Below are 24,487 nucleotides of genomic sequence, written 5' to 3' on the forward strand. Positions count from 1 at the left end.
CATGGTCACTTGTGATGCTGATAATCTTGGCGACTATCAGTCCGCACTCACAAGCACCCACACGAATTGCTTGATTCAATTTGTTAAAGAGCGTTTGGTTAAGCGCTTTTCATCTCAACCGAGGCGCGCATTCTACGCTCTCCTCATTTCGTGTCAAGCGTTTATTTTGAAGTTTTTCGTTTCACTTCAAACACTTGACTCGCTGCGATCTCTCGTAGCGGGAGGCGAATCATACAGCGTTACAACCTGCTGTCAACTGCCTTTTTCGCCGCTGCCGATCTGGCGATCGAAGCACCTCCGATACTACCTGAAACATTCAACCTATTGATTAAAAAGAGGTTTTGCGTTTCGACTACGTCGGAAGTGGGGCGCATTATAAGGGGATCTGAGAGGGCGTCAACCGTTAATTTCATTAAATTGAAATATCGGGGGAAGAGACCGCGTCAGGGCTGCCAGGTGTTCGCCACAACCCTTGCAGCGCCTATCAGATCGAGCGCCGCCCGCGCGGCGCATCGCGGGACAAGCCCGCTCCTACATTTGTTGCAACGTGCCGAACCTGTCAGGCCATGGCTGCCCGCCTTCGTGCATGTCGTGAGACAGGTGGGGTGCCAGTGGTGACCACGCTGAAACCACGCCGGACCAACAAGGCGGACCAGGTAATGGCACAGGATTGACTGGCCCGAAACAAATGTAGGAGCGGGCTTGTCCCGCGATGCGCCGCGCGGGCGGCGCTCGATCTCATAGGCGCCAGAGGAACCACGGCGAACACTTCTGAGACACAACGCAATCCCATGACAGGCACCTTACAGCGCCAGCACCATTCCAACCACCCCTCAAGCCGCCCTCCCCCGCCCGACCAATCGTGGAACACGCCGCCACACCGGGGGAATACGCAGCACCAGAAGGATGACCCCAATAGCGGCATACACCGCCCATTCCTTCAAGTCCGAGCGCACGATCCACAGGAAGTGCAACAAGCCCAACCCGAGGATCACATAGACCAGCCGGTGCAGCTTCTTCCACCGTGCGCCAAGGCGTCGCTGGCTATACCGGTTGGAGGTGACCGCCAGTGCCAGCAGCCCAAGAAAACCCAAGGCACCGACAATGATGTAGGGCCGCTTGCGCAGCTCGACGCCGAACTGCCCCCAATCCAGCCCCAGGATGAACACCATGTACGCCGTCATGTGCAGCACTATATAAGCAAAGCACCACAGCCCCAGCTGGCGCCGCACCACGATCCACCCCGACCACCCCGTCAGCCGCTGCAGCGGCGTCATGCTCAGGGTAATCAAGAGAAAGATCAGCGCCCCCTGCCCGAGACGGTCCACCATGATCTTGCCCGGATCAGGACCAAGCAGCCCCATGGCCGCCTCGTACAGCCACCATACGGGGAACAGGCAACCAGTCACGAAGATCGCCAGGCGCAGCCAGGGATAACGCATCAGTAATTCTTCCGCAGGTCGAGGCCGGTATAGAGCGACGCCACTTCATCGGCATAGCCGTTGAACATCAGCGTATCGCGCACATTGGGACTGAACAGCCCGCTGGGCAGGCGACGCTCCCGGGCCTGGGTCCAGCGCGGGTGGTCGACCGTCGGGTTGACGTTGGCATAGAAGCCGTACTCGTTCGGCGCCAGCCCCTGCCAGGTGGTCTGCGGCTGATCCGCCACCAGGCTGATGCGCACGATCGACTTGATACTCTTGAATCCGTACTTCCACGGCACCACCAGACGCAATGGCGCGCCGTTCTGGTTGGGCAGCTCGCGGCCATACATGCCCACCGCCAGAATCGCCAGCGGGTTCATCGCCTCATCCAGGCGCAGACCCTCGACATAGGGCCAGTCGATCAGGGCGAAACCGGACCGCTGGCCGGGCATGCTCTTGGGGTCTTCCAGGGTTTCGAAACGGATATAGCGCGCCTTCGAAGTTGGCTCGACCTGCTTGAGCACCTCCGCCAAAGGAAAGCCCAGCCAGGGAATCACCATCGACCAGGCCTCCACGCAGCGCAAGCGGTAGATCCGCTCCTCGAGCTGGTAAGGCTTGATGAAGTCCTCCAGCGCATAGCGCCCGGGCTTGGCCACCTCGCCATCGACCACCAGGCTCCAGGGCTCGGTCTTCAGGCTGCCGGCATTGGCCGCCGGATCGCCCTTGTCGGGCCCGAACTCGTAGAAGTTGTTGTAGTGAGTGGCGTCCTTGAACGGCGTGATCGCCTCGCCACTGACGGTGACTGCCTGCCAGCGCGTGGCGCCGAGCTTGTCGGTGAACCAGCCTGGCGCGCTGCCCGCCTCGACATCGGCATAGCGGGAAACCTCCGCCGCGGTGCCCAACCGGGGCAAGGCGCCCAGGGCTGCACCTGCAAGGCTGGCGCCCAGCAACTTGCGACGGGAGAGGTAGAAACCTTCGGGGGTGATCTCGGACGACTTGCAGTCGCTGGATCGGGGAAGCTTGATGAGCATGGCGGCTCCACAGTACGGGTCACTGATGTACACGTAAGACTATGGAGCCGGCAGGTTATTCCGCGATTAAATCCTTGTCAGGATTTACGACGGCGCGCCCGCAACAGGAACTGGATCGGCCCCGACGCGGCGTAGGCGAGGAAGATCAGCAGCAGGATGCGCGGCGGATCGCTGAACACCACGGCGAACACCAGCACCACGGCCAGGATCGCGACAAAGGGCACGCGGCCCTTGAGGTCGAGCTCCTTGAAGCTGTTGTACTTGATGTTGCTGACCATCAGCATGCCCGCAGCCGCCACCAGCAGCGCCACCAGGAACGACAGCTTGGAGCCCTGGATGCCGTAGTCGCTGAACGCCCAGACGGTACCGGCCACCACGCCGGCCGCCGCCGGGCTGGCCAGGCCGATGAAGTAACGCTTGTCGGCGGTGCCGACCTGGGTGTTGAAGCGTGCCAGGCGCAGCGCGGCGCCAGCCACATAGATGAAGGCGACCATCCAGCCCACCTTGCCCATGTCGCCCAGGGCCCAGCCGAACGCCAGCAACGCCGGCGCCACGCCGAAGGCGACCATGTCCGACAGCGAGTCGTACTCGGCACCGAAGGCACTTTGCGTATTGGTCATGCGAGCCACGCGGCCGTCGAGGCCGTCGAGGACCATGGCGACGAAGATCGCGATGGCGGCGAAGGCGAAATACTTGCTCGCCTCCCGCGGATCACCCGCGCTCAGGGCGCTCTGCGCGCTCATCGAGCTGATGATGGAATAGAAGCCGGCGAACAGGTTCGCGGTGGTGAACAGGTTGGGCAGCAGATAGATACCGCGGTGACGCACCTTGCGCCCTTCGGCATCGTGGCCTTCTTCGACATGTTCATCGATAGGTAGCAGGCTTTCGGCGTCGGAGGGCTTGTTCGGCTCTTCGGGACGTTCGCTCATGAAAAGTACCTTGCAACAGGGTGGAATATGTTCGACATGGGCTCGGCAAAACCGTTCTAACAGCGAGCCACTGGTCGCTTTATACCAGAAGCTGACCGCGCAAACGAAAAAACGCGGCCGAAGCCGCGTTTTTCATTTATCGACGCAAGACTCAGTTCTTGGTCTTGTCGACGATCTTGTTGGCCGAGATCCACGGCATCATCGAACGCAGTTGCTCGCCGATGATTTCGATGCCGTGGGCGGCGTTGTTGCGGCGCTTGGCGGTCATCGAAGGATAGTTGGTGGCGCCTTCGCTGATGAACATCTTCGCGTACTCGCCGTCCTGGATGCGCTTGAGGGCATTGCGCATGGCCTTGCGGGATTCTTCGTTGATGACTTCAGGGCCGGTGACGTACTCACCGTACTCGGCGTTGTTGGAGATCGAGTAGTTCATGTTGGCGATACCGCCTTCGTACATGAGGTCGACGATCAGCTTCAGCTCGTGCAGGCACTCGAAGTAGGCCATTTCCGGGGCGTAGCCCGCTTCGACCAGGGTTTCGAAACCGGCCTTGACCAGCTCGACGGTACCGCCGCACAGAACGGCCTGCTCACCGAACAGGTCGGTTTCGGTCTCGTCCTTGAAGGTGGTTTCGATGATGCCGGTACGGCCGCCACCGACGCCAGCGGCGTAGGACAGGGCGACGTTCTTGGCGTTGCCCGAGGCGTCCTGGTAGATGGCGATCAGGTCAGGGATGCCGCCGCCCTTGACGAACTCGGAGCGCACGGTGTGGCCCGGGGCCTTCGGCGCGATCATGATCACGTCGAGGTCGGCACGCGGAACGACCTGGTTGTAGTGGATCGAGAAGCCGTGGGAGAAGGCCAGGGTAGCGCCTTTCTTGATGTTCGGCTCGATCTCGTTCTTGTACAGCTGGCCCTGGAATTCGTCCGGGGTGAGGATCATGACCAGGTCGGCAGCGGCGACGGCGGTAGCCACGTCAGCCACTTTCAGGCCATGGGCTTCTGCCTTGGCAACGGTAGCCGAACCTTTACGCAGACCGACGGTAACGTCCACACCGGAGTCCTTCAGGTTGCACGCCTGGGCGTGACCTTGCGAACCGTAGCCGATGATGGCGACTTTCTTGCCCTGGATGATGGAAAGGTCGCAGTCTTTATCGTAGAAAACTTTCATGAAATACCCCTGTTATATCTCGGCCCCAGCGGAGCCATCGCTAGTTTTTGAAGTTAGATGCTGAGCACTTTGTCGCCACGGGCAATGCCGGTGACGCCACTGCGCACGGTTTCGAGAATCGATGCGGTGCCGATGGCCTGGATGAAGCTGTCCAGCTTGTCGCTGGTGCCGCTCAGCTGCACGGTGTACACGCTGGCGGTCACGTCGACGATCTGGCCACGGAAGATATCCGTGGTGCGCTTGATTTCGGCGCGCTGGGCACCGGTGGCCTTGACCTTGACCAGCATCAGTTCGCGCTCGATGTGGGCGCTTTCCGAGAGGTCGACAAGCTTGACCACTTCGACCAGCTTGTTCAGGTTCTTGGTGATCTGCTCGATCACTTCGTCATGGCCAACGGTGGTCAGCGTCAGACGCGACAGGGTCGGGTCTTCGGTCGGTGCCACGGTCAGGCTTTCAATGTTGTAGTTGCGCTGGGAGAACAGGCCGACCACGCGAGACAAGGCACCGGGTTCGTTTTCCAGCAGCAGGGAGATGATGTGCCGCATATCAGGTACGCTCCGTCTTGCTCAGCCACATGTCACGCATCGAGCCGTCCTTGATCTGCATCGGATAGACGTGCTCGGTCCGGTCGACCGCGATGTCGATGAACACCAGGCGGTCCTTCATCGCGAAAGCCTCTTCCAGTTTCGGCTTGAGGTCTTTCAGGCTGGTGATGCGGATGCCCACATGGCCATAGGCCTCGGCCAGCTTGACGAAGTCCGGCAGCGACTCGACGTAGGAGTGCGAGTGGCGACCGTTGTAGGACATGTCCTGCCATTGGCGGACCATGCCCAGCACACCGTTGTTCAGGTTGACGATCTTCACCGGCAGGCCGTACTGCATGCAGGTGGACAGCTCCTGGATGTTCATCTGGATGCTGCCTTCACCGGTAACGCAGGCCACGTCCTGGTCGGGGAAGTTGAGCTTGACGCCCATGGCCGCCGGGAAACCGAAGCCCATGGTGCCCAGGCCACCGGAGTTGATCCAGCGGTTGGGTTTGTTGAAGCGGTAGTACTGCGCCGCGAACATCTGATGCTGGCCGACGTCGGAGGTGACGAAGGCATCGCCCTGGGTCACTTCGCACAAGGTCTCGATCACCTGTTGCGGCTTGATGATGTTGCCGTCGCCCTTGTCGTAGGGGAACAGCGCACCGTCGCCGCGCCATTCGTCGATCTGCTTCCACCAGGCATCCAGCGCCGCCTTGTCGGGCTGCTCGCCGATTTCCTTGAGGATGGTGAGCATCTCGCTCAACACGCTCTCGACCGGGCCGACGATCGGCACGTCGGCCTTGATCATCTTGGAGATCGACGCCGGGTCGATGTCGATGTGGATGATCTTGGCGTTCGGGCAGAACTTGGCCGGGCCGTTGACCACGCGGTCGTCGAAACGCGCACCGACGGCGAAGATCACGTCGGCGTGGTGCATGGCCATGTTGGCGGTGTAGCTGCCGTGCATGCCGAGCATGCCGAGGAACTGGCGATCGGTGCCCGGGAAGCCACCGAGGCCCATCAGGGTGTTGGTGACCGGCAGGTTCAGCGTCTTGGCGATTTCGGTAAGGGCTTCGGAGCCGCCGCCGAGGATCACGCCACCGCCGGAGTAGACGATCGGGCGCTTGGCCGCCAGGAGCATCTCGGCCGCCTTGCGGATCTGCCCGGAGTGACCACGAACAGCCGGGCTATACGAACGCAACTTGACCTTTTTCGGGTAGATGTACTCGAACTTCTCGGCCGGGTTGGTCATATCTTTTGGAATGTCGACCACTACCGGGCCGGGACGGCCGGACTGCGCAAGATAGAAGGCTTTTTTCAGGACTTCGGGGATTTCCGAGGCGTGCTTGATCATGAAGCTGTGCTTCACGATCGGCCGGGAGATACCGATCATGTCGGTTTCCTGGAATGCGTCGGTGCCGACCATGGTGCTGGGCACCTGGCCAGACAGGATGACCATCGGAATGGAATCCATGTAGGCGGTGGCAATGCCGGTAATGGCATTGGTCGCGCCTGGACCGGAAGTCACCAGTACCACGCCGGCCTTGCCGGTGGCACGGGCGTAACCGTCCGCCATATGGGTGGCAGCCTGTTCGTGACGGACCAGGATGTGCTGGACTTCCGGTTCCTTGAACAGGGCATCGTAAACATGAAGGAGAGCACCACCAGGGTACCCGTAGATGTGCTTAACGCCTTCGTCACGCAAGAAGCGGACGACCATCTCAGCGCCAGATAAAAGCTCCACGTTGTTCACCTCTAAAACGCCAGAATACCGCCCTCACTGAGCGGGTCTTAATAGGTTTACTGCCAAGCAGAGCATGAGCGAACGTCAGCACTGACTGAGCAAGTATTGGGAGTGCCCTGGTGTGTTGCGGGCCTTCCCACCCAGCGCGAGGTAACGCGTTGCGGGGTGTTACAAGTCGGCGCGGGTGTGCGCCTCATGATCTGCTTAGCGGGTCTGCTTCTGGCAGTCCCTCTACAGCGGAATCTGGATTCTTGTGATTCGGCGCGCACAAGTCAAGAGAAATTATTGCCAATTTTTCGGCAAGATGAATCACTGCAGCCACTAAAAAGGCTCACAGCAGCAGATTTAAGAAGATTTTCATAAAAAAGGGCCACAATCTGCGGCCCTTGAAGGAAAAAGAGAAGAAATCAGGCGGAGGGGCTGATCAATTGGTCGAATTCTGCCAACAAGCGCCGTAGCGCGCGGCTTTGTTCCGGACGGTCGACAAACACCGTCTCGGCCATGACCAGGATGCCCGAGGCATTGGGCAGCGGGTGTCCGTGCTCGAGGATCAGTTTCATCCGCGGCAGGAAGATCCACTGCAGCCACTGCTCGAAGGCCATGCTGTCGACGGCGAACGGCACCACGCTGGCCAGCGCCTCGGCGCTGGGCGCGACATCGCTCCACCAGCCCTGGACCTTGAGTTCGCGCTCGATCAGCAGCAGATGGTCGGCGATATCGAGGATGCGCTGTTCCATCACAGGTTGACCCGTGCCTTCTGCCGCGCCAGGGCCGCGCCGGCGCTGTCACCCTGCTTCTCGCGGGCCTGGGCGATGGTGTTCCACAGCTGGGCCTGCAGGTCGGGACGACCGTTGGCGTAGGTCAGGGCGCGGCGCGCGAGCTGCTCGGACTGCGCGGCGTCGCCCTGCGACAGGCGCACCTGGGCCAGGCGGAACAGCACCTGCGGCTCACGCGGGGCGATGCGCTGGGCACGCTCCAGGCTCGACGCGGCGCCGTTGAAGTCGCCACTGCCCTGCTGCTGCTGGGCGGTGGTCAGCAGCGCCAGCACCGGGCCGTCGAGCTGTTCGTCGGCGGACAGGCCGCCGCCGGAGACATTGCCCCGCGGAATCCCGGTGGGCGCGCTGGTGACCGGCGCCGGGTTGCTCATCGAGGCGATGTCGAACGGCTCGTCGGCGATCGGGTTGGGGTTGGTGCTGATCGGGCCGCTGCTGACCGGACCCGGGGTGATCGGCCCAGTGCTGATCGGCGCCGGGCCGGTACCTGCCGGGAACGACTGGATCGGCGCGCCGCCGGTCCCCTGCGGGATCATCACGGTGACGCCGGAGTCTTCCGGCAACGACCGGGCCTGGCTGCTGCCACCACTGGTCGGATAGGCCGACGTGCGGTTGGCCGAGACGCGCTCGCTGTTGGAGACCCGGGTGCTCGAATCGACCACCGGAATGTTGCCACGCGGGACGCTGGCACAGCCGTGCAGCACGGTCACTGCCGCCACGGCAGGAATCCACCACTTGTTCACTTCACACCCTCTTCAGAAGCTCGCGCTCAATTCATCCAGCCCTTGACCCAGTCCATCACCTCTTCGGCCGGGTTCTGCTCGCCACCACAGGTGGCGCCAGCGGGCGGTTCACTGCCACGAATATACGGCATCTGCACCGCTCCCGGACAGCTGCCGTCGGAACCCTGGCCGCTGTACGGATCGATCCAGGCCTGCACCACGTTGTCCGGCTGCGGCATGTCCAGCGGCAGCGGGTCGGCCTTCTTCATGAAGCTGGTCCACACCTGCAGCGCGCCGGTGGCACCGGTGAACGGCGTCTTGCCGTTGTCGTCGCGGCCCAGCCAGACCACCGCCAGCAAGTCCTGGCTGAAACCGGAGAACCAGCTATCGCGCGAGTCGTTGCTGGTACCGGTCTTGCCCGCCAGGGTCAGCGAGCTCGGCAGCACGCTGTACACCGAGCGGCCGGTGCCTTCGCGCATCACCCGCTGCATGGCGTTCTGCACCAGGTAGATCGAACCCGGGTCGAAGGTCTGCTGGATCTGGAACGGATAGCGCTTGAGCGGCTCGCCTTCGGCGGTGAGCACGCTGCGGATACCGCGCATCGGCGTGTTGAAGCCGCCGTTGGCGATGGTCTGGTACATGGTCGCCACCTGCATCGGCGACATGCCGCCGGCGCCCAGCAGCATCGACGGGAATGCCGGCCAGTCGACCTGTACGCCGAGCCGACCGATGGTCTTGATCACGTTGGGCACGCCGACTTCCAGGCCTAGCTTGGCGGTCGACAGGTTGTAGGAGTTGGCCAGGCCCTGGTACAGGTAGATGGTGCCATGGGGGCGGCGATCGTAGTTCTGCGGGCGCCACACCTGGCCGTCGGCACCCTTGACCGAGAACGGCTCGTCCTGCACCCAGCTGGTCAGGGTGAACTTGCTCGGTTGCTCCAGCGCGGTCAGGTAGACCGCCGGCTTGACCAGCGAGCCGATCGGCCGCACGGCGTCGATGGCGCGGTTGAAGCCGGCGAAGCCCGACTGGCGGCTGCCGATCAGCGCCTGCACTTCACCGGTCTCGGGGTTGGTGACGACCATCGCCGATTCCACTTCGTCGGCGCCCTTGCGCCCGGCCAGGCGCTTGAAGGTCTCGCTCATGGCGGTCTCGGCCTTCATCTGCAGGATCGGGTCGAAACTGGTGAAGATGCGCAGGCCTTCTTCGGTCAGGTCTTCGTCGCGGTAGTCCTGGCGCAGCTGACGCTTGACCAGGTCGAGGAAGGCCGGGAACGAGCTGTCGGCCAGGCTGCCGCGCTTGGTCACGCCCAGCGGCATCTTCTTCGCCGCGTCGACTACTTCCTGGGTGGCCACGCCCTGCTCGGCGAGCAGGTCGAGCACCAGGTTGCGCCGTTGCAGGGCGCGCTCGGGGTGGCGGCGTGGGTTGTAGTAGGACGGGCCCTTGACCATGCCGACCAGCAGGGCGATCTGGTGCAGCTTGAGTTCCTGCAGCGGCTGGCTGAAGAAGAACTGGCTGGCCAGGCCGAAGCCGTGCACCGCGCGCTGGCCATCCTGGCCGATGAACACTTCGTTCAGGTAGGCCTCGAGGATCTCGCGCTTGTCATAGTGCACTTCCAGGAGCACCGACATCATCGCTTCGGTCAGCTTGCGACTGAGGCTACGCTCGTTGGTGAGGAAGAAGTTCTTCACCAACTGTTGGGTCAGGGTACTGCCACCCTGGCGCATGGCGCCCGAGGAGGTGTTGACCCACACCGCCCGGGCGATGGACTTGGGCGATACGCCGAAGTGGCTGTAGAAGTCGCGGTCTTCGGTGGCGATCAGGGTTTCCACCAGGTACGGCGGCACCTGGTCGATCTTGACCAGGATGCGGTCTTCGAGGTTCTTCGGGTAGATGCCGCCGATCATCAGCGGCTCGAGGCGCACCACGTCGAGCTTGCCGCCATTGGCGCCACTGAGGCCCGCGACATAGTCGCCGGAGAAGCGCACGCGCACGAACTGCGCCGGTTCCATGCCCTCATAGAACTGGAAGCCACGGGTATTGAGATCGACGGTATTGCCGTTGACCGACGCCGCGCCAGGGCCGTTGGCCGCGCTTTCACGGCGGTAACCGAGAGCGTCGAGTTCGGTGAGGAAGTCGTTGCGGCTCAGTTTCTGGCCGACGAACAGCTCCAGCGGCCGGGCATACACCTTGGCCGGGATGGTCCAGCGCTTGCCGGAGAACTTCTCCTGGACCGTCGCATCGAGGTAGACCGCGAAGCCGGCGATCACCACCAGGCCGACCAGGCTGAGCTTGAGTGCCCAGCCCAGCCAGGCGCGGGCGCGGCCGGTCGGGCGTTTTTTAGAGGTGCGGGAATTTCGGGTACGTGTCATGGCGGCGGATTATACGCACTTTGGAAAAGGGGGGCAGACGCCTACGGCGGTTTGCAGGGACGGCACCATTGACCATAATGTCCGATTCGAATTCCCTGACCCCTGAAGGATGATCCGTGAGCCAAGCCCTGATCAGCGCGCTGCAGAACCCCGCCCTCTATCCGCACCCTGTCGCGGGCTTCCAGCTCATCGAGACGCACATCTCCTGGGTGCTGCTCACCGGCGAGTACGCCTACAAGATCAAGAAGCCGATGAACTTCGGCTTCCTCGACTTCACCGGCCTCGACCAGCGCGGGCATTTTTGTAACGAAGAGCTGCGGCTGAACCAGCGCCTGACCGAAGGCCTGTATCTGGAAGTGCTGCCGATCACCGGCAGCGTCGAGGCCCCGCAGATCGGCGGCGAAGGCCCGGCGATCGAGTACGCGCTGAAGATGCGCCAGTTCCCCCAGGACCAGATGCTCAGCACCCTGCAGGCCAACGGCGAGCTGAACGCCGGTCACATCGACCAGATGGCCCGGCAGATCGCCGAGTTCCACCTGCAGGCGCCGAACGTGCCGGTCGACCATCCGCTGGGCACCCCGGACGCGGTCATGGCGCCGGTGGAGCAGAACTTCGAGCAGATCCGCCCGTTCCTGACCGACAAGGCCGACCTGCAGCAACTGGACAACCTGCAGGCCTGGGCCCAGGACAGCTTCAAGCGCCTGCACGGCCTGCTCGAGGCGCGCAAGGCCAATGGTTTCATCCGTGAATGCCACGGCGACATCCACCTGGGCAACGCCACCCTGATCGACGGCAAGGTGGTGATCTTCGACTGCATCGAGTTCAACGAGCCGTTCCGCCTGACCGACGTCTACGCCGACGTCGGCTTCCTGGCCATGGACCTCGAGGACCGCGGCCTGAAGTGCCTGTCGCGGCGCTTCATCAGCCAGTACCTGGAGCTGACCGGCGACTACGAAGGCCTGGAGCTGCTGAACTTCTACAAGGCCTACCGCGCCCTGGTGCGGGCCAAGGTCGCGCTGTTCAGCCTGTCGCCCGACGCCGACGGCGTGCAGCGCGCCACCACCCTGCGCACCTACCGCAACTACGCCAACCTGGCCGAAAGCTACAGCGCCATCCCTTCGCGCCTGCTGGCCGTCACTCAGGGTGTCTCGGCCGTGGGCAAGAGCCATGTGGCGATGCGCCTGGTCGAGGCCCTGGGCGCCGTACGCGTGCGTTCGGACGTGGAGCGCAAGCGCCTGTTCGGCAAGCAGTCGGCAGCCGACGCCGGTCAGCTCGAGGCTGGCATTTACGACAAGGAAGCCAGCATCGCCACCTACCAGCGCCTGCATGAGCTGGCGGCGATCATCCTGCATGCCGGTTTCCCGGTAGTGCTCGATGCCACCTACCTCAAGCACGAGCAGCGCAAGGCGGCGGCGGACGTCGCCAGCGAGACCGGCGTGCCGTTCCTGATTCTCGACTGCCAGGCCCCCGACGCGGTGATCGCCAGCTGGCTGGCCCAGCGCCAGGCCGAAGCCATCGACCCTTCGGACGCCACCCTGGAAGTGATCCAGGCGCAGCAGGCCAGCCGCGACCCGCTGGATGCCGAGGAGCAGAAGCACAGCAAGCGCGTGAACACCCAGGAAAGCGCCAGCATGGACCAGCTGATCGAGCAGATCCGCCAGCACCTGCCCGGCCTTTGAGCCACAAGGCGTGAAGCAGTCGACAGTTCACGCCTGAAGTCCGGCGCCCCTCCAGTGATGTCATTACAATATCATCACACCCCACGGAGGAGGCGCCGCCATGAATCAGCCCCGTCAGCTGGACAACGTCCTGTACTCGATGATCCGCGACGAGAAGATCGCGGCGTTCAACCGCGAGAAGCCCAGCGATTCGACTATCGACTTTCGCGGCGGTGATTTCCGCGGCCTCGACCTGCGCGACCTGGACGTGCGCGGCATCGACTTCACCGACGCCTACTTTCGCGCCGCCGACCTGCGAGGGCTCGACCTGCGCGAAAACGGCCTGGAGGGCGCCAGCCTCGCCCATGCGCAGATCTCCGGGACCTACTTCCCGGCCGAGCTCAGCGCCGACGAGATCCTGATGTCGGTGAAGTTCGGGACGCGGATGCGTTATCGCAGCGCTCGCCAAGGCTAAGTGGCTGGCCTGCGCCAGGCTGTGGATGGGAACTTTGTGGGAGCGGGCTTGCCCCGCGATAGCGTCTGCCCCAGCGATCGCCATCGCGGGACAAGCCCGCTCCCACGCAACCCGCTCCCAGTAGGGTCCCATCCAGCGAAAGTACTGCATCCCGTCGGCCCCGATGGCAAAAGGCCGCGTTATTCACAACCCCCGCTACACTCCTCATTGACCTGCTCGCGATTTATCCCCACGACCCGTTCAGCCATCGCAAGGAGGCTCGATGAACGATGAATTGCAGCATCTGAAAAACCTTGGCAAGACCTCTGCGCAATGGCTGCACGCCGTCGGTATCCACAGTGCTTCGGACCTGCGCCGGCTCGGCGCGGTGGGTGCCTATCAAGCCGTGAGAACGCGAGGATTCCGGGCTTCGAAGGTGTTGTTGTACGCCATCGAGGGGGCCCTGCTGGACATGCACTGGAACGACCTGCCGGCCGAACGCAAGCAGGCGCTGAATCAACAGCTCGACGCGAAATGCCCGGCACAGAAAAACGAAAAATAATTCGCAAAAGGCATTGACGCCGAAATGAGAATCGTTATGATTATCACAACTGGTCGCGAGACCGGTTGGGTAACCTGAATGCTCCCTGGTTCGGACGCTCAGATTATCTCCTCATCAGGCTAATCACGGTTATTGACCCGGCACTTTGCCGGGTCTTTTTTGCCCGCGATTCAGTGCGCCTTGCGCAGTTGGGCGCAGTAGTCCTGCTCCGGCGTCGCCGGGGTGTACCAGACGAAGTCGGCCATGCCCGGCTCGACCGTCTCTCCCACTTCCGTCAGCAACAGCACCTTGCCCTCGGCCTTGGCGTCGAGGTCGGTCAGATGCAGGGGCACGCCCAGGTCCTTGCGCGCATGGTAGCTGCCGGTAAGCAACAGTGCCGGTTGCGGCGCTGCCAGCAGCCGCTCGGCAATGCGTCGGTCGCGCTGCTGCTGCACCGCCAACATGGCCGGCAGCTGGCTTTCCGGCAGCAGGTTGCAGTGGCCAGCGCGCACCTGGGCCAGCAGCGCCTGCACCACGGCCGGCGCATTGGAGCGCTCGCCCGGCGGTGTCACTGGCTGGCGATAGGCCTGGCGGACCTCCTCCGGTGACAGGTTCGCGGCCAGCAGCGGGTAGGGTTGGCCCAGGGCCTCGCGGACGATCGACCCATACAGCGCCCAGTCCCAGCCGGGTTGCCAGTCGAGGGCCTTGGGCAGGTCGGCTGCCGGCGAGGCCTTGCCCTTCTGCGCATCGACCAGGGCCTGCTGCTGCGGCTCGAGCATCTCCAGCAGCAGGCTGCCCTGCGGCCGGCGGCTCTCCAGGGCGCGCAGCAACCAGAGCTGCAGGCGATGGTGGTCGGGGTTGTCGTGCTTTTCACCCACCAGCACCCGTGGCGCATCGGCCAGGCGCTGGACCAGCTGCCCAGGGCTCAAGGCCTGACCGCTGGACAATTCGATGATCCGCCCCAACTGGGCGTTGTCACGGCCCTCGGTGCCCTGCCAGGCCGGCACGGGTGGCAGGCTCGCCTGGCAACCGCCCAGCGCCAGCACCAGGCAGATGGACAGGCCGGACAGCAGGGGATGGCGCATGGCGAAAGCCTCTTAGCGAGTGATAATCAGCGGATGGCCGCGCTCCGGGTGCGGCTGGACCAGGACATCGATACCGAACACTGCCCGCAGCGCCGCCGGCGTCAGCACCTGTTGCGGCGTGTCCAGGGCATGGCAGCGGCCCTGCTCCAGCAGCAGGATATGGTCACAGTAGCGCGCCGCCAGGTTCAGGTCATGCAGGATGACCAGCACCGCCGCGCCACGGTCGGCGAAGCTGCGCACAGCTTGCAGCGTGGTGTGCTGGTGCAGCGGGTCGAGCGCAGAGGTGGGCTCGTCGAGCAGCAGCGTGGTACCCGGCTCGCCGGGCCACAGCTGGGCCAGCACCCGCGCCAGATGCACGCGCTGGCGTTCGCCGCCGGACAGCGCCAGGTAGCTGCGCTCGACCAGATGCCCTGCATCCGCCGCCGCCAGCGCCGCCTCGACGATCTCCCGGTCACGCTGACGGCCGCTGGCATGGGGAAGTCGACCTAAGCCGACCACCTCCTCGACACTGAACGCAAAGCCCAGGCTGGACACCTGCGGCAACACCGCCAGTCGCCGTGCCCGTTCCTGGCCCGACCACCCCTCCAGACCACGACCATCGAGGCGGACCTGCCCGGTGCTTGGCGCCAGTTCGCCACACAGGGCACCGAGCAGGCTGCTCTTGCCGGCGCCGTTCGGCCCGAGCACGCCAAGAACCTGCCCGGGCCGCAGCGTCAGGTTGATGTCGTGCAGCACCAGGCTGCCACCGCGCTTGAGGGAGAGCCCTTGGACGTCGAGCATCAGCTGCGCACCTTCACCAACAGGAACAGGAAGAATGGCGCCCCGATGAACGCGGTGACAATGCCGATCGGCAATTCCGCCGGGGCCAGGGCCAGGCGCGCGATCAGGTCGGCGAACAGCAGCAGAGTGCCGCCCGCCAGCAGCGACGCTGGCAACAGCACCCGGTGATCCGGCCCGGCCACCAGCCGCACCAGGTGCGGTACCACCAGGCCGATGAAGCCGATCAGGCCGGCGGCGGCAACCGCCGCCCCAACGCCCAGCGCCGTGCAGAACACCAGTTCGCGCTTGAGCCCCTCGACCTCGATGCCCAGGTGACGGGCTTCCGACTCGCCCAGCAGCAACGCGTTGAGCGCCTGTGCCCGGCGCGGCAGCCACAGGGCCACGGCGGCAGCCACCAGCAGCAAGGGCCAGAGCCGCTCGTAGCTAGCACCGTTGAGGCTGCCCAGGTTCCAGAACGTCAGGGTGCGCAGGGAGGCGTCGTCGGCCAGGTAGGTGAACAGCCCCACCGCCGAGCCGCCCAGCGCGGTCATGGCGATACCGGCCAGGAGCATGGTGGCCACGTTGGTCTGGCCGTCACGCCGCCCCAGGCGGTAGACCATCGCCGTCACGCCCAGGCCGACGACGAAGGCGCAGAGCGACAACAGGTAAGGCGCGAACCAGTCGGGAATGCCACCCAGCCAACTGCCGCCGACGATCGCCACAGCCGCGCCCAGGGCGGCGCCGCTGGCAACGCCGACCAGCCCCGGGTCGGCCAGCGGGTTGCGAAACAGCCCCTGCATCGCCACGCCGGACAACGCCAGCACGGCACCGACCGCCAGCCCCAGCAGGGTGCGCGGCAGGCGGATCTGGCCGAGGATCATCTCGGCCTGCTCCAGGCCCTCGCCGGATACCGGCAAGCCAATCAGGCGCAGGCCGGCGCGCAGGGTGTCGAGCAACGGCAGGCTGACCGGGCCCAGCGCCAGCGACAGCCAGACCGCGAGCAGGCATAGCAACGCCAGGGTAATGAACAGCGTACGTGGTCGAACCCGCTGCCTCATGGGTTGAAGCTGGCCTTGGCGGCAGGATAAAAACTGGCGGCCAGCTCATGCAGGGTGGCGGGCAGGCGCGGGCCCAGGCCACCGACCAGCAGCGTCGGGTCGAACGATAGCAGGCGCTTGTCGCGCACCGCGCGCGAAGTCGCCAGGGCCGGGTTTTCCTTGATCAGTGCCTGCAGGGCCTGCTCGCCGCTGAGGGCCCGGTCGGAGACCACCACCACGTCCGGATTCAGCGCGGCGAGGGCCTCCACAGAGAAGTTCTTGTAGCCCTGGTGATCGGCGAGGTTGCGGCCTCCTGCCTGGCGCAGCACCCAGTCCCCGGCAGTACCCTGCCCCGCGATCATCGGCTTGGCGCCAGCATGGCCGACCAGCAGCAGGACACCGGGCGCCTGGTGCCCGGCCTTAGCCTGTTCGACCTGCTTGTGCAGCGCCTCCAGTTGCCGGCGATAGTCGGCGGCCAGCGCCTCGGCCTTCTGCTCGTCACCGAGCAACGCCCCCAGGTGCTTGAGGTTCTCGTCCACCGCGCCGACCTCGGCCTTGCTGGAGAACAGCTCGACCCGCACCCCGGCCTTGCGGATCTGCGCCAGCACCGGCGGCGGCCCCATTTCCTCGGTACCCACCAGCACATCGGGGCGCAGGCTGAGGATGCCCTCGGCCGACAACTGGCGCTGGTAGCCGATGCTGGGCAGCGCCTTGAGCGACTCGGGGTGCTGGCTGGTGGTGTCGACACCGACCAGCCGCTGCTCGCCGCCCAGGGCGCTGATCCACTCGCTCAGGGCGCCACCGGCGCTGACCCAGCGCTGCGGAAGCTCGGCGGCCATGGTTTGGGCGGACAGGGCAAGACCGGCGCACAGGGCAATCAAGGCAGCGGGACGGCGCATCATCGGATTCCTTTGCAGAGGGCGGGCAGCACACCTTGTGGCGGGCGGCACAAGTGCGCACCATAGACAGCCTGGCGCGGCGAATGCGGGCAATTTGATAATTATTCGCATTGAAGCGTCAAGCCATCCCTTTGTCACACGGCTTAACCGGAAGCTCCGCTGCAATGCATTTTCTCTGCGCCTCCAACGACCTCGCCGAGGGCCACAGCCGCGCCTTCAGCGTAGCCGGCGTGCCGCTGTTCGGCGTGCGCCGCCAGGGCAAGGTCCACCTCTACCGCAACCGCTGCCCGCACCGGGGCATCCCGCTGAACTGGGCAGCGGACAGCTTTCTCGACGACAGCGCCAGCCTGATCCAGTGCGCCCATCACGGGGCCCAGTTCCTGATAGAAAGCGGCGAATGCATCACCGGCCCCTGCGCGGGCGAATGGCTGGAGGCCCTGGACTGCCAGGAAGACAGCCAGGGCATCTGGTTCACGGATTGAGCAGCACCGGCAGCGGGCGATCGATGACCAGTTGCTGCGCATCCAGGCGCGTGCCGTAGGCCAGTACCTCGACCCCTTGCGCCACGGCGGCGCGCAGGGCCTGGGCATAGGCGGCGTCGATCTCCTCGGCAGGGCGCACGGCCTCGATACCGGTCAGATTCACGCAATACAGCTGCACCGCACGGATGCCCTGGCGCGCCAGGGCGGCCAGCTCGCGCAGGTGCTTGGCGCCGCGCTGGGTGACGGCGTCGGGGAAGGCCGCCACCGGCGTGTCGGGGTAACCCAGGGTTACGCTCTTGACCTCGACATAGGCCTTGGAGCCGTCGGCATACTCCAAGTAGAAGTCGATCCGGCTGCGCTCCTCGCCATAGGCTACCTCACGCTTGAGCGTGGTGAAACCGGCCAGCTCGCTGACCACGCCGGCGCGCAGCGCCTCTTCCACCACGGCGTTGGCGCGCCCTGTGTTGACGCAGGCCAGACGGCCCTGGGGCGTTTCGCTGATCTCCCAGGTACCGGGCAACTTGCGCTTGGGGTCGTTGGAGCGGCTGAACCACACCTGCCCGCCCTCGCGCATGCAATTGAGCATGGAACCGGTGTTGGGGCAGTGGATGGTGATCTGCTCGCCACTGGCCAGCTCGATGTCGGCCAGGAAGCGTTTGTAGCGGCGCAGCAGGCGCGCCTGTTCCAGGGGCGGAAACTGCATCGGTCAGCCCTGCCAGCTCTGCAGGCCACGGGCGATGCGCTGTACCGCCTCTTCCAGGCGCGGCAGGCTCTGGGTGTAGGCGAAACGCACATGATGACCGGCCTGATGCCGGCCGAAGTCCAGCCCCGGGGTGAACGCCAGGTGCTCGGTTTCCAGGAAATGCCGGCAGAACGCGAAGGCATCGCCGCCGAACGCGCTGATATCGGCATACAGATAGAAGGCCCCCTGCGGTTCCACGGCGATGCCGAAGCCCAGCCCGCGCAACGCCGGCAGCAGGTAGTCGCGGCGGCGAGCGAACTCGGCGCGGCGCTCCTCGAGGATCGCCAGGGTTTGCGGCTCGAAGCAAGCCAGCGCGGCATGCTGGGCCATGCTCGGAGCACTGATGTAGAGGTTCTGCGCCAGCTTTTCCAGGTCGCCCACCGCCGACGGCGGGGCCACCAGCCAGCCCAGGCGCCAGCCGGTCATGCCGAAATATTTGGAAAAACTGTTCAGGACGAAGGCCTCATCGTCCACTTCCAGCACGCTCGGCGCGTCCATGCCGTAGGTGAGGCCGTGGTAGATCTCGTCCACCACCAGATGTCCATGACGCTCGCGGGTGGCCCTGGAAAGGCTGGCCAGCTCGTCGCGGTCGAGCACCGTGCCGGTCGGGTTGGCTGGCGAGGCGACCAGGGCGCCGACGGTGTCCTTGTCCCAATGGCGATCGACCAGATCGGCGGTCAATTGGTAATTGACGTCCGGCCCCACCGGCACCAGTTGCGCGCCGCCTTCGACCAGGCGCAGGAAATGCCGGTTGCACGGATAACCCGGGTCGGCCAGCAGCCAGTGCTTGCCCGGATCGACCAGCAGGCTGCTGGCCAGCAGCAGCGCGCCGGAGCCGCCCGGAGTGATGAGCACGCGCTCCGGATCGAGGTCCACACCGTAGCGCTGGCCATAGAACCCGGCGATCGCCTCGCGCAGCTGCGGCAGCCCACGGGCCGCCGTGTAGCGGGTGTGCCCGGCGGCCAGGGCGGCCTGACCGGCGGCGACGATCGGCGCGGCGGTGGTGAAGTCCGGCTCGCCGATCTCGAGGTGGATCACGTCGTGGCCTGCGGCTTGCAGCTCGTTGGCACGGGCCAGCAGGGCCATGACGTGGAAGGGTTCGATGGCGCGACTGCGCGCACTGTGTGGCTGAGCCATGGGCCTTCTCTCAATTGGGTCTAAACTGGTGATTCTACCTGTGCACGCCAACGAACGCGCCGGTCAAGCCGCTGTCAAAAGCAGGCATAGGGCGGGGTAGCGCACCCTGGATCTATCTGGTAAGTTCGGCGGCTCGCAGTCGCAGGGCCGGCGGGCGCCGGAGATGGAAGCAGCCTGCGCATTGGATCAGATGAGTGAGAGGCGGTCTATTCATGTCCACCGTAGAAAAGCAAAAAGTCCAGACCATGTACGGTGTCGAACCCTACGTAGAGACCAAGGGTGAGGAGTACATGGGCGAGCCCATGAAGAAGCACTTCACCAAGCTCCTCAATGCCTGGAAAGGCGAGCTGATGGTCAGTGTGGATCGCACCGTGGACCACATGAAGGACGAAGCAGCCAACTTCCCCGACCCGGCGGACCGTGCCAGCCAGGAAGAAGAATTCGCCCTGGAGCTGCGCAACCGCGATCGCGAACGCAAGCTGATCAAGAAGATCGACAAGACCCTCGACAAGATCAAGGCCGACGAGTACGGCTGGTGCGACTCCTGCGGCATCGAGATCGGCCTGCGCCGCCTCGAGGCCCGTCCGACCGCCGACCTGTGCTTCGACTGCAAGGAAATTGCGGAGAAGAAGGAAAAGACTGTCGGTAAAGGCTGATCCCTGACCCTCGCAGACGGGGCGTATCGGTTGTGGAAGCAGGCTAGCCCGCTTTCTACGACGGGTACGCCCCGTCTTCATTTATATAGCTGTGCAATCCATGAACGACTCCCGCTACATCGGCCGCTTCGCCCCCACCCCCAGCGGCTTCCTGCACTTCGGCTCGCTGGTCGCCGCCCTCGCCTCCTGGCTCGACGCCCGCGCCGTGAACGGTCGCTGGCTGCTGCGCATGGAGGACACCGATCCGCCCCGGGAGATGCCCGGCGCCCGTGACGCGATCCTGCAGACACTGGAACGTTACGGGCTGGAGTGGGACGGCGAGGTGGTGTTCCAGAGCCAGCGCCACGATGCCTATGCCGCGGTGGTCGACCGCCTGTTCAACATGGGGCTGGCCTATGCCTGCACCTGCTCGCGCAAGCAGCTGGAAGGACACAACGGCATCTACCCGGGCTTTTGCCGCAACGCCGGGCACGCCCGCGAAGGCGCGGCGATCCGTCTGCGGGTGCCGGAGCTGATCTACCGATTCAGCGACCGGGTCCAGGGCTCGTTCGAGCAACACCTGGGCCGCGAGGTGGGCGACTTCGTCATCCAGCGTCGCGACGGGCTGTATGCCTATCAACTGGCGGTGGTGCTGGACGATGCCTGGCAGGGTGTCACCGATATCGTGCGCGGCGCCGACCTGCTGGACAACACGCCGCGCCAGCTGTACCTGCAAGAGTTGCTGGGGTTCTCGCAGCCACGTTACCTGCACATTCCATTGATCGTGCAGCCGGACGGGCACAAGCTGGGCAAGTCGTACCGCTCACCACCGCTGGAGGCGGACCAGGCGACGCCGTTGCTGCTGCGAGCCCTGCGGGCATTGGGGCAGGAGGCGGATCCGGCACTGGCGGGGGCCAGCCCGGCCGAGGTGCTGGCGGTGGCCCGGCAGCAGTGGCGGCCGGAGCACATTACGCGGCAGATGACGGTGCCCGAGGCTGAATTGCGCTGAGGCAGTACCAGCCCTATCGCGGGGCAAGCCCGCTCCCACGCAGACCACATTGGCATCGTGGGAGCGGGCTTGCCCCGCGATAGGGCCAGAACATGCAATATCAAAATCAAAGCCCAACAAATTCAACCCCTTGGCGAACCCTACCGATTCCCGCTAGCATCGCCCCAGCCATTTGCGCCAATAATAAGTCCAAGCCCGCAGCGCCCAACCCATCGAGGCCAGCATGTACATCTATCGTTTGGTCCTGCTTCTGGTCGTGGGGATCTACCTGTTCTCCCCGGCCATCATGGACTGGTGGATCGAACCGACCGGTGCCTGGTACCGCCCCTACCTGCTCTGGCTGATCCTGATCGTCGTCACCTTCATCCTGCAGAGCCAACGAGATGCCGATGAGCTTTAGCCTGACCCAGATGATCCTGATCAGCGCCGCCTACCTGCTGGTGCTGTTCGGCGTGGCCTGGATCAGCGAACGCGGGCTGATCCCGCGCGCGGTCATCCGCCACCCCCTGACCTACACCCTGTCGCTGGGCGTCTACGCCAGCGCCTGGGCCTTCTATGGCTCGGTCGGCCTGGCCTACCAGTACGGCTACGGCTTCCTCGCCTGTTACCTGGGGGTGTCGGGGGCCTTCCTGCTGGCGCCGGTGCTGCTCTACCCGATCCTCAAGATCACCCGCACCTACCAGCTGTCGTCGCTGGCCGACCTGCTGGCGTTTCGTTTTCGCAGCACCTGGGCCGGCGCGCTGACCACCATCTTCATGCTGATCGGCGTGCTGCCGCTGCTGGCCCTGCAGATCCAGGCGGTGGCCGACTCGATCAGCATCCTCACCGGCGAACCGGTCAAGGCACGGGTGGCATTCGCCTTCTGCGTGCTGATCGTGCTGTTCACCATCTTCTTCGGCTCGCGCCATATCGCCACCCGCGAGAAGCACGAAGGCCTGGTATTCGCCATCGCCTTCGAATCGGTGATCAAGCTGCTGGCCCTGGGCGGCGTCGGCCTCTATGCGCTGTACGGCGTGTTCGGCGGACCACATGGCCTGGAAGTCTGGCTGCTGCAGAACCAGACCGCCCTCGCCGCCCTGCACACGCCGCTGCAGGAAGGGCCATGGCGTACCCTGCTGCTGGTGTTCTTCGCCTCGGCGATCGTCATGCCGCACATGTACCACATGGCCTTCACCGAGAACTTGAGCCCGCGCTCGCTGGTCAGCGCCAGCTGGGGCCTGCCGCTGTTCCTGCTGCTGATGAGCCTGGCCGTGCCGCTGGTGCTGTGGGCCGGCCTGCGCCTGGGCGCCAGCACCAACCCCGAGTACTTCACCCTGGGCCTGGGCATCGCCGCCAACAACGAAGCGCTGGCGCTGCTGGCCTATGTCGGCGGGCTGTCGGCCGCCAGCGGGCTGATCATCGTCACCACCCTGGCGCTGTCGGGCATGGCCCTGAACCACCTGGTGCTGCCGCTGTACCAGCCGCCGGCCGAAGGCAACATCTACCGCTGGCTGAAATGGACCCGCCGGGCGCTGATCGTCGCCATCATCACCGCCGGCTTCATCTTCTACCTGACCCAGAACACCCACCAGAGCCTGGCCAACCTGGGCATCGTCGCCTTCGTCGCCACCCTGCAGTTCCTGCCCGGCGTGCTTTCGGTGCTGTACTGGCCGACCGCCAACCGCCGCGGCTTCATCGCCGGGCTGCTGGCCGGCATGCTGGTGTGGATGGTGACCATGCTGCTGCCGCTGCTGGGCAACCTGCAGGGCTTCTATATCCCGCTGCTGGACATGATCTACGTGCTGGACGACACCAGCTGGCACATGGCGGCCATCGCCTCGCTGGCGGCCAACGTCCTGCTGTTCACCCTGATCTCGCTGTTCACCAACGCCAGCAGCGAAGAAGTCAGCGCCGCCGAGGCCTGCGCGGTGGACAACGTGCGTCGCCCGCAGCGCCGCGAGCTGCACGCCGCCTCGCCCCAGGAGTTCGCCACCCAGCTGGCCAAGCCGCTGGGCGCCAAGGCCGCGCAGAAAGAGGTGGAACAGGCCCTGCGCGACCTCTACCTGCCCTTCGACGAGCGCCGCCCCTACGCCCTGCGCCGCCTGCGCGACCGCATCGAGGCCAACCTCTCCGGCCTGATGGGTCCGAGCGTGGCCCAGGACATGGTCGAGACCTTCCTGCCCTATAAATCCGGCAACGAGAACTACGTCACCGAGGACATCCACTTCATCGAAAGCCGCCTCGAGGACTACCACTCGCGTCTGACCGGCCTTGCCGCCGAGCTCGACGCCTTGCGCCGCTACCACCGCCAGACCCTGCAGGAACTGCCCATGGGCGTGTGCTCGCTGGCCAAGGACCAGGAGATCCTGATGTGGAACAAGGCCATGGAGGAGCTCACCGGGATCGCCGCCAAGCACGTGGTCGGTTCGCGCCTGGTGACCATCGGCGAGCCCTGGCGCGGCCTGCTGCAAGGCTTCATCAACGTGCCCGACGAACACCTGCACAAGCAGCGACTGGCCCTCGATGGCCAACCGCGCTGGCTCAACCTGCACAAGGCGGCCATCGACGAGCCACTGGCCCCGGGCAACAGCGGCCTGGTGCTGCTGGTCGAGGACCTCACCGAGACCCAGGCGCTGGAAGACAAGCTGGTGCACTCCGAACGCCTGGCCAGCATCGGTCGCCTGGCGGCGGGGGTGGCCCACGAGATCGGCAACCCGATCACCGGCATCGCCTGCCTGGCGCAGAACCTGCGTGAGGAGCGCGAGGGCGACGGCGAGATCATCGAGCTGTCCAGCCAGATCCTCGAACAGACCAAGCGCGTTTCGCGCATCGTCCAGTCGCTGATGAGCTTCGCCCATGCCGGCGGCAGCCAGCAGAACAGCGAGGAGCCGGTGTGCCTGGCCGAAGTCGCGCAGGACGCCATTGGTCTGCTGGCCTTGAACCGGCGCAATTTCGAAGTACAGTTCTTCAACCTCTGCGACCCGGAGCACTGGGTCGAGGGCGACCCGCAGCGCCTGGCCCAGGTGCTGATCAACCTGCTTTCCAACGCCCGCGACGCCTCCCCGCCCGGCAGCGCCGTGCGCGTGCGCAGCGAAGTGAACGAACACACCGTCGACCTGATCGTCGAGGACGAAGGCAGCGGCATCCCGAAAAGCATCATGGACCGCCTCTTCGAACCCTTCTTCACCACCAAGGACCCGGGCGAAGGCACCGGACTGGGGCTCGCTCTGGTCTATTCCATCGTGGAAGAGCATTATGGGCAAATCACCATCGACAGCCCGGCCGACATCGAGCGCCAACGTGGTACCCGGATCCGCGTGACCCTGCCCCGGCATGTCGTAGCGACGTCCCCTGAAATTCGAGACCGTCGAGAGAATTGAATC

At 64.8% G+C, this 24,487-nt stretch carries 23 protein-coding genes; 8 read left to right on the forward strand and 15 right to left on the reverse strand.

What is annotated here, in order from left to right:
* Positions 1–833: 833 nt before the first annotated feature.
* The 9 genes from msrQ to mrcB all read right to left on the reverse strand — a co-directional run bounded on the left by msrQ (position 834) and on the right by mrcB (position 10,687).
* Positions 834–1,442: a protein-methionine-sulfoxide reductase heme-binding subunit MsrQ gene (msrQ, locus tag VUG52_RS23655; RefSeq protein ID WP_050706951.1), complete on the reverse strand. Its 609-nt coding sequence runs from the start codon at positions 1,440–1,442 to the stop codon at positions 834–836.
* Complete coding sequence (gene msrP / locus VUG52_RS23660; protein WP_050706952.1) at positions 1,442–2,455, reverse strand: protein-methionine-sulfoxide reductase catalytic subunit MsrP; 1,014 nt, start codon at positions 2,453–2,455, stop codon at positions 1,442–1,444. Before msrP ends, msrQ begins: the two co-directional genes overlap by 1 nt.
* Before the next feature lie 77 nt (positions 2,456–2,532).
* A complete protein-coding gene (gene pssA / locus VUG52_RS23665; RefSeq protein WP_050706953.1) occupies positions 2,533–3,384 on the reverse strand; it encodes a CDP-diacylglycerol--serine O-phosphatidyltransferase in 852 nt (283 codons plus the stop codon).
* Between the two features lie 151 nt (positions 3,385–3,535).
* On the reverse strand, positions 3,536–4,552 hold the full coding sequence (ilvC, locus tag VUG52_RS23670) for a ketol-acid reductoisomerase (protein ID WP_027917653.1): 1,017 nt from the start codon (positions 4,550–4,552) through the stop codon (positions 3,536–3,538).
* 53 nt (positions 4,553–4,605) lie between these two features.
* Entirely contained in the window at positions 4,606–5,097 is a 492-nt protein-coding gene (ilvN, locus tag VUG52_RS23675) for an acetolactate synthase small subunit (protein ID WP_003250040.1), read from the reverse strand.
* Between the two features lies 1 nt (position 5,098).
* Entirely contained in the window at positions 5,099–6,823 is a 1,725-nt protein-coding gene (locus VUG52_RS23680; RefSeq protein WP_050707010.1) for an acetolactate synthase 3 large subunit, read from the reverse strand.
* A gap of 407 nt (positions 6,824–7,230) precedes the next feature.
* Complete coding sequence (locus tag VUG52_RS23685) at positions 7,231–7,563, reverse strand: YqcC family protein (RefSeq protein ID WP_050706954.1); 333 nt, start codon at positions 7,561–7,563, stop codon at positions 7,231–7,233.
* Complete coding sequence (locus tag VUG52_RS23690) at positions 7,560–8,339, reverse strand: tetratricopeptide repeat protein (protein ID WP_050706955.1); 780 nt, start codon at positions 8,337–8,339, stop codon at positions 7,560–7,562. The genes VUG52_RS23685 and VUG52_RS23690 overlap by 4 nt, the downstream gene beginning before the upstream one ends.
* 26 nt (positions 8,340–8,365) lie before the next feature.
* Positions 8,366–10,687: a penicillin-binding protein 1B gene (mrcB, locus tag VUG52_RS23695; protein ID WP_050706956.1), complete on the reverse strand. Its 2,322-nt coding sequence runs from the start codon at positions 10,685–10,687 to the stop codon at positions 8,366–8,368.
* 116 nt (positions 10,688–10,803) lie between these two features.
* On the opposite strand from mrcB, the gene VUG52_RS23700 reads away from it, so the two are divergent.
* The 3 genes from VUG52_RS23700 (at position 10,804) to VUG52_RS23710 (ending at position 13,361) form a co-directional block, all read left to right on the forward strand.
* Complete coding sequence (locus tag VUG52_RS23700) at positions 10,804–12,366, forward strand: bifunctional aminoglycoside phosphotransferase/ATP-binding protein (RefSeq protein ID WP_050706957.1); 1,563 nt, start codon at positions 10,804–10,806, stop codon at positions 12,364–12,366.
* A gap of 100 nt (positions 12,367–12,466) precedes the next feature.
* Positions 12,467–12,820: a pentapeptide repeat-containing protein gene (locus tag VUG52_RS23705; RefSeq protein WP_050706958.1), complete on the forward strand. Its 354-nt coding sequence runs from the start codon at positions 12,467–12,469 to the stop codon at positions 12,818–12,820.
* A gap of 262 nt (positions 12,821–13,082) precedes the next feature.
* The gene (locus VUG52_RS23710; RefSeq protein ID WP_028691223.1) at positions 13,083–13,361 is read left to right on the forward strand and encodes a TfoX/Sxy family protein; all 279 of its coding nucleotides are present in this window, start codon (positions 13,083–13,085) and stop codon (positions 13,359–13,361) included.
* Positions 13,362–13,531: 170 nt separating this feature from the next.
* On the opposite strand, the gene VUG52_RS23715 is transcribed toward VUG52_RS23710, so the two are convergent.
* Genes VUG52_RS23715 through VUG52_RS23730 form a run of 4 tightly spaced genes read right to left on the reverse strand, consistent with a single transcriptional unit; the run spans position 13,532 to position 17,123 of the window.
* Positions 13,532–14,425 carry a ChaN family lipoprotein gene (locus VUG52_RS23715; protein WP_050706959.1) on the reverse strand — a complete coding sequence of 298 codons (894 nt, stop codon included), beginning with the start codon at positions 14,423–14,425 and terminating at the stop codon, positions 13,532–13,534.
* A gap of 12 nt (positions 14,426–14,437) precedes the next feature.
* A complete protein-coding gene (locus tag VUG52_RS23720; protein WP_262974463.1) occupies positions 14,438–15,205 on the reverse strand; it encodes a heme ABC transporter ATP-binding protein in 768 nt (255 codons plus the stop codon).
* Positions 15,205–16,188: a FecCD family ABC transporter permease gene (locus VUG52_RS23725; protein WP_262974466.1), complete on the reverse strand. Its 984-nt coding sequence runs from the start codon at positions 16,186–16,188 to the stop codon at positions 15,205–15,207. The genes VUG52_RS23720 and VUG52_RS23725 overlap by 1 nt, the downstream gene beginning before the upstream one ends.
* 50 nt (positions 16,189–16,238) lie before the next feature.
* On the reverse strand, positions 16,239–17,123 hold the full coding sequence (locus VUG52_RS23730) for a heme/hemin ABC transporter substrate-binding protein (RefSeq protein WP_050706962.1): 885 nt from the start codon (positions 17,121–17,123) through the stop codon (positions 16,239–16,241).
* A 161-nt stretch (positions 17,124–17,284) separates the two neighbouring features.
* Here VUG52_RS23730 and VUG52_RS23735 point away from each other — a divergent pair, with 161 nt between their 5' ends.
* Positions 17,285–17,602 carry a Rieske (2Fe-2S) protein gene (locus VUG52_RS23735; RefSeq protein ID WP_262952774.1) on the forward strand — a complete coding sequence of 106 codons (318 nt, stop codon included), beginning with the start codon at positions 17,285–17,287 and terminating at the stop codon, positions 17,600–17,602.
* On the opposite strand, the gene sfsA is transcribed toward VUG52_RS23735, so the two are convergent.
* Together sfsA and VUG52_RS23745 are read right to left on the reverse strand one after the other, a co-directional pair.
* Positions 17,592–18,305 (reverse strand): DNA/RNA nuclease SfsA, encoded by a 714-nt coding sequence (gene sfsA / locus VUG52_RS23740; RefSeq protein ID WP_186713736.1) that lies wholly within the window; start codon positions 18,303–18,305, stop codon positions 17,592–17,594. The genes VUG52_RS23735 and sfsA overlap by 11 nt on opposite strands.
* Before the next feature lie 3 nt (positions 18,306–18,308).
* Positions 18,309–19,481, reverse strand: a complete 1,173-nt coding sequence (locus VUG52_RS23745) for a pyridoxal phosphate-dependent aminotransferase (protein WP_050706965.1) — start codon at positions 19,479–19,481, stop codon at positions 18,309–18,311.
* 212 nt (positions 19,482–19,693) lie between these two features.
* On the opposite strand from VUG52_RS23745, the gene dksA reads away from it, so the two are divergent.
* The 4 genes from dksA to VUG52_RS23765 all read left to right on the forward strand — a co-directional run bounded on the left by dksA (position 19,694) and on the right by VUG52_RS23765 (position 24,484).
* Positions 19,694–20,137, forward strand: coding sequence for an RNA polymerase-binding protein DksA (gene dksA / locus VUG52_RS23750; RefSeq protein WP_050706966.1), 444 nt, complete (start codon positions 19,694–19,696; stop codon positions 20,135–20,137).
* Between the two features lie 100 nt (positions 20,138–20,237).
* Positions 20,238–21,125, forward strand: a complete 888-nt coding sequence (gluQRS, locus tag VUG52_RS23755) for a tRNA glutamyl-Q(34) synthetase GluQRS (RefSeq protein WP_262952775.1) — start codon at positions 20,238–20,240, stop codon at positions 21,123–21,125.
* A gap of 223 nt (positions 21,126–21,348) precedes the next feature.
* Positions 21,349–21,525 carry a hypothetical protein gene (locus tag VUG52_RS23760; RefSeq protein WP_003250005.1) on the forward strand — a complete coding sequence of 59 codons (177 nt, stop codon included), beginning with the start codon at positions 21,349–21,351 and terminating at the stop codon, positions 21,523–21,525.
* Entirely contained in the window at positions 21,509–24,484 is a 2,976-nt protein-coding gene (locus VUG52_RS23765; protein WP_052896099.1) for a sensor histidine kinase, read from the forward strand. The genes VUG52_RS23760 and VUG52_RS23765 overlap by 17 nt, the downstream gene beginning before the upstream one ends.
* The last annotated feature ends 3 nt before the right edge of the window (positions 24,485–24,487 follow it).

This window comes from Pseudomonas sp. LH21 (genome assembly GCF_036549575.1).
Classification (GTDB): domain Bacteria; phylum Pseudomonadota; class Gammaproteobacteria; order Pseudomonadales; family Pseudomonadaceae; genus Aquipseudomonas; species Aquipseudomonas peradeniyensis.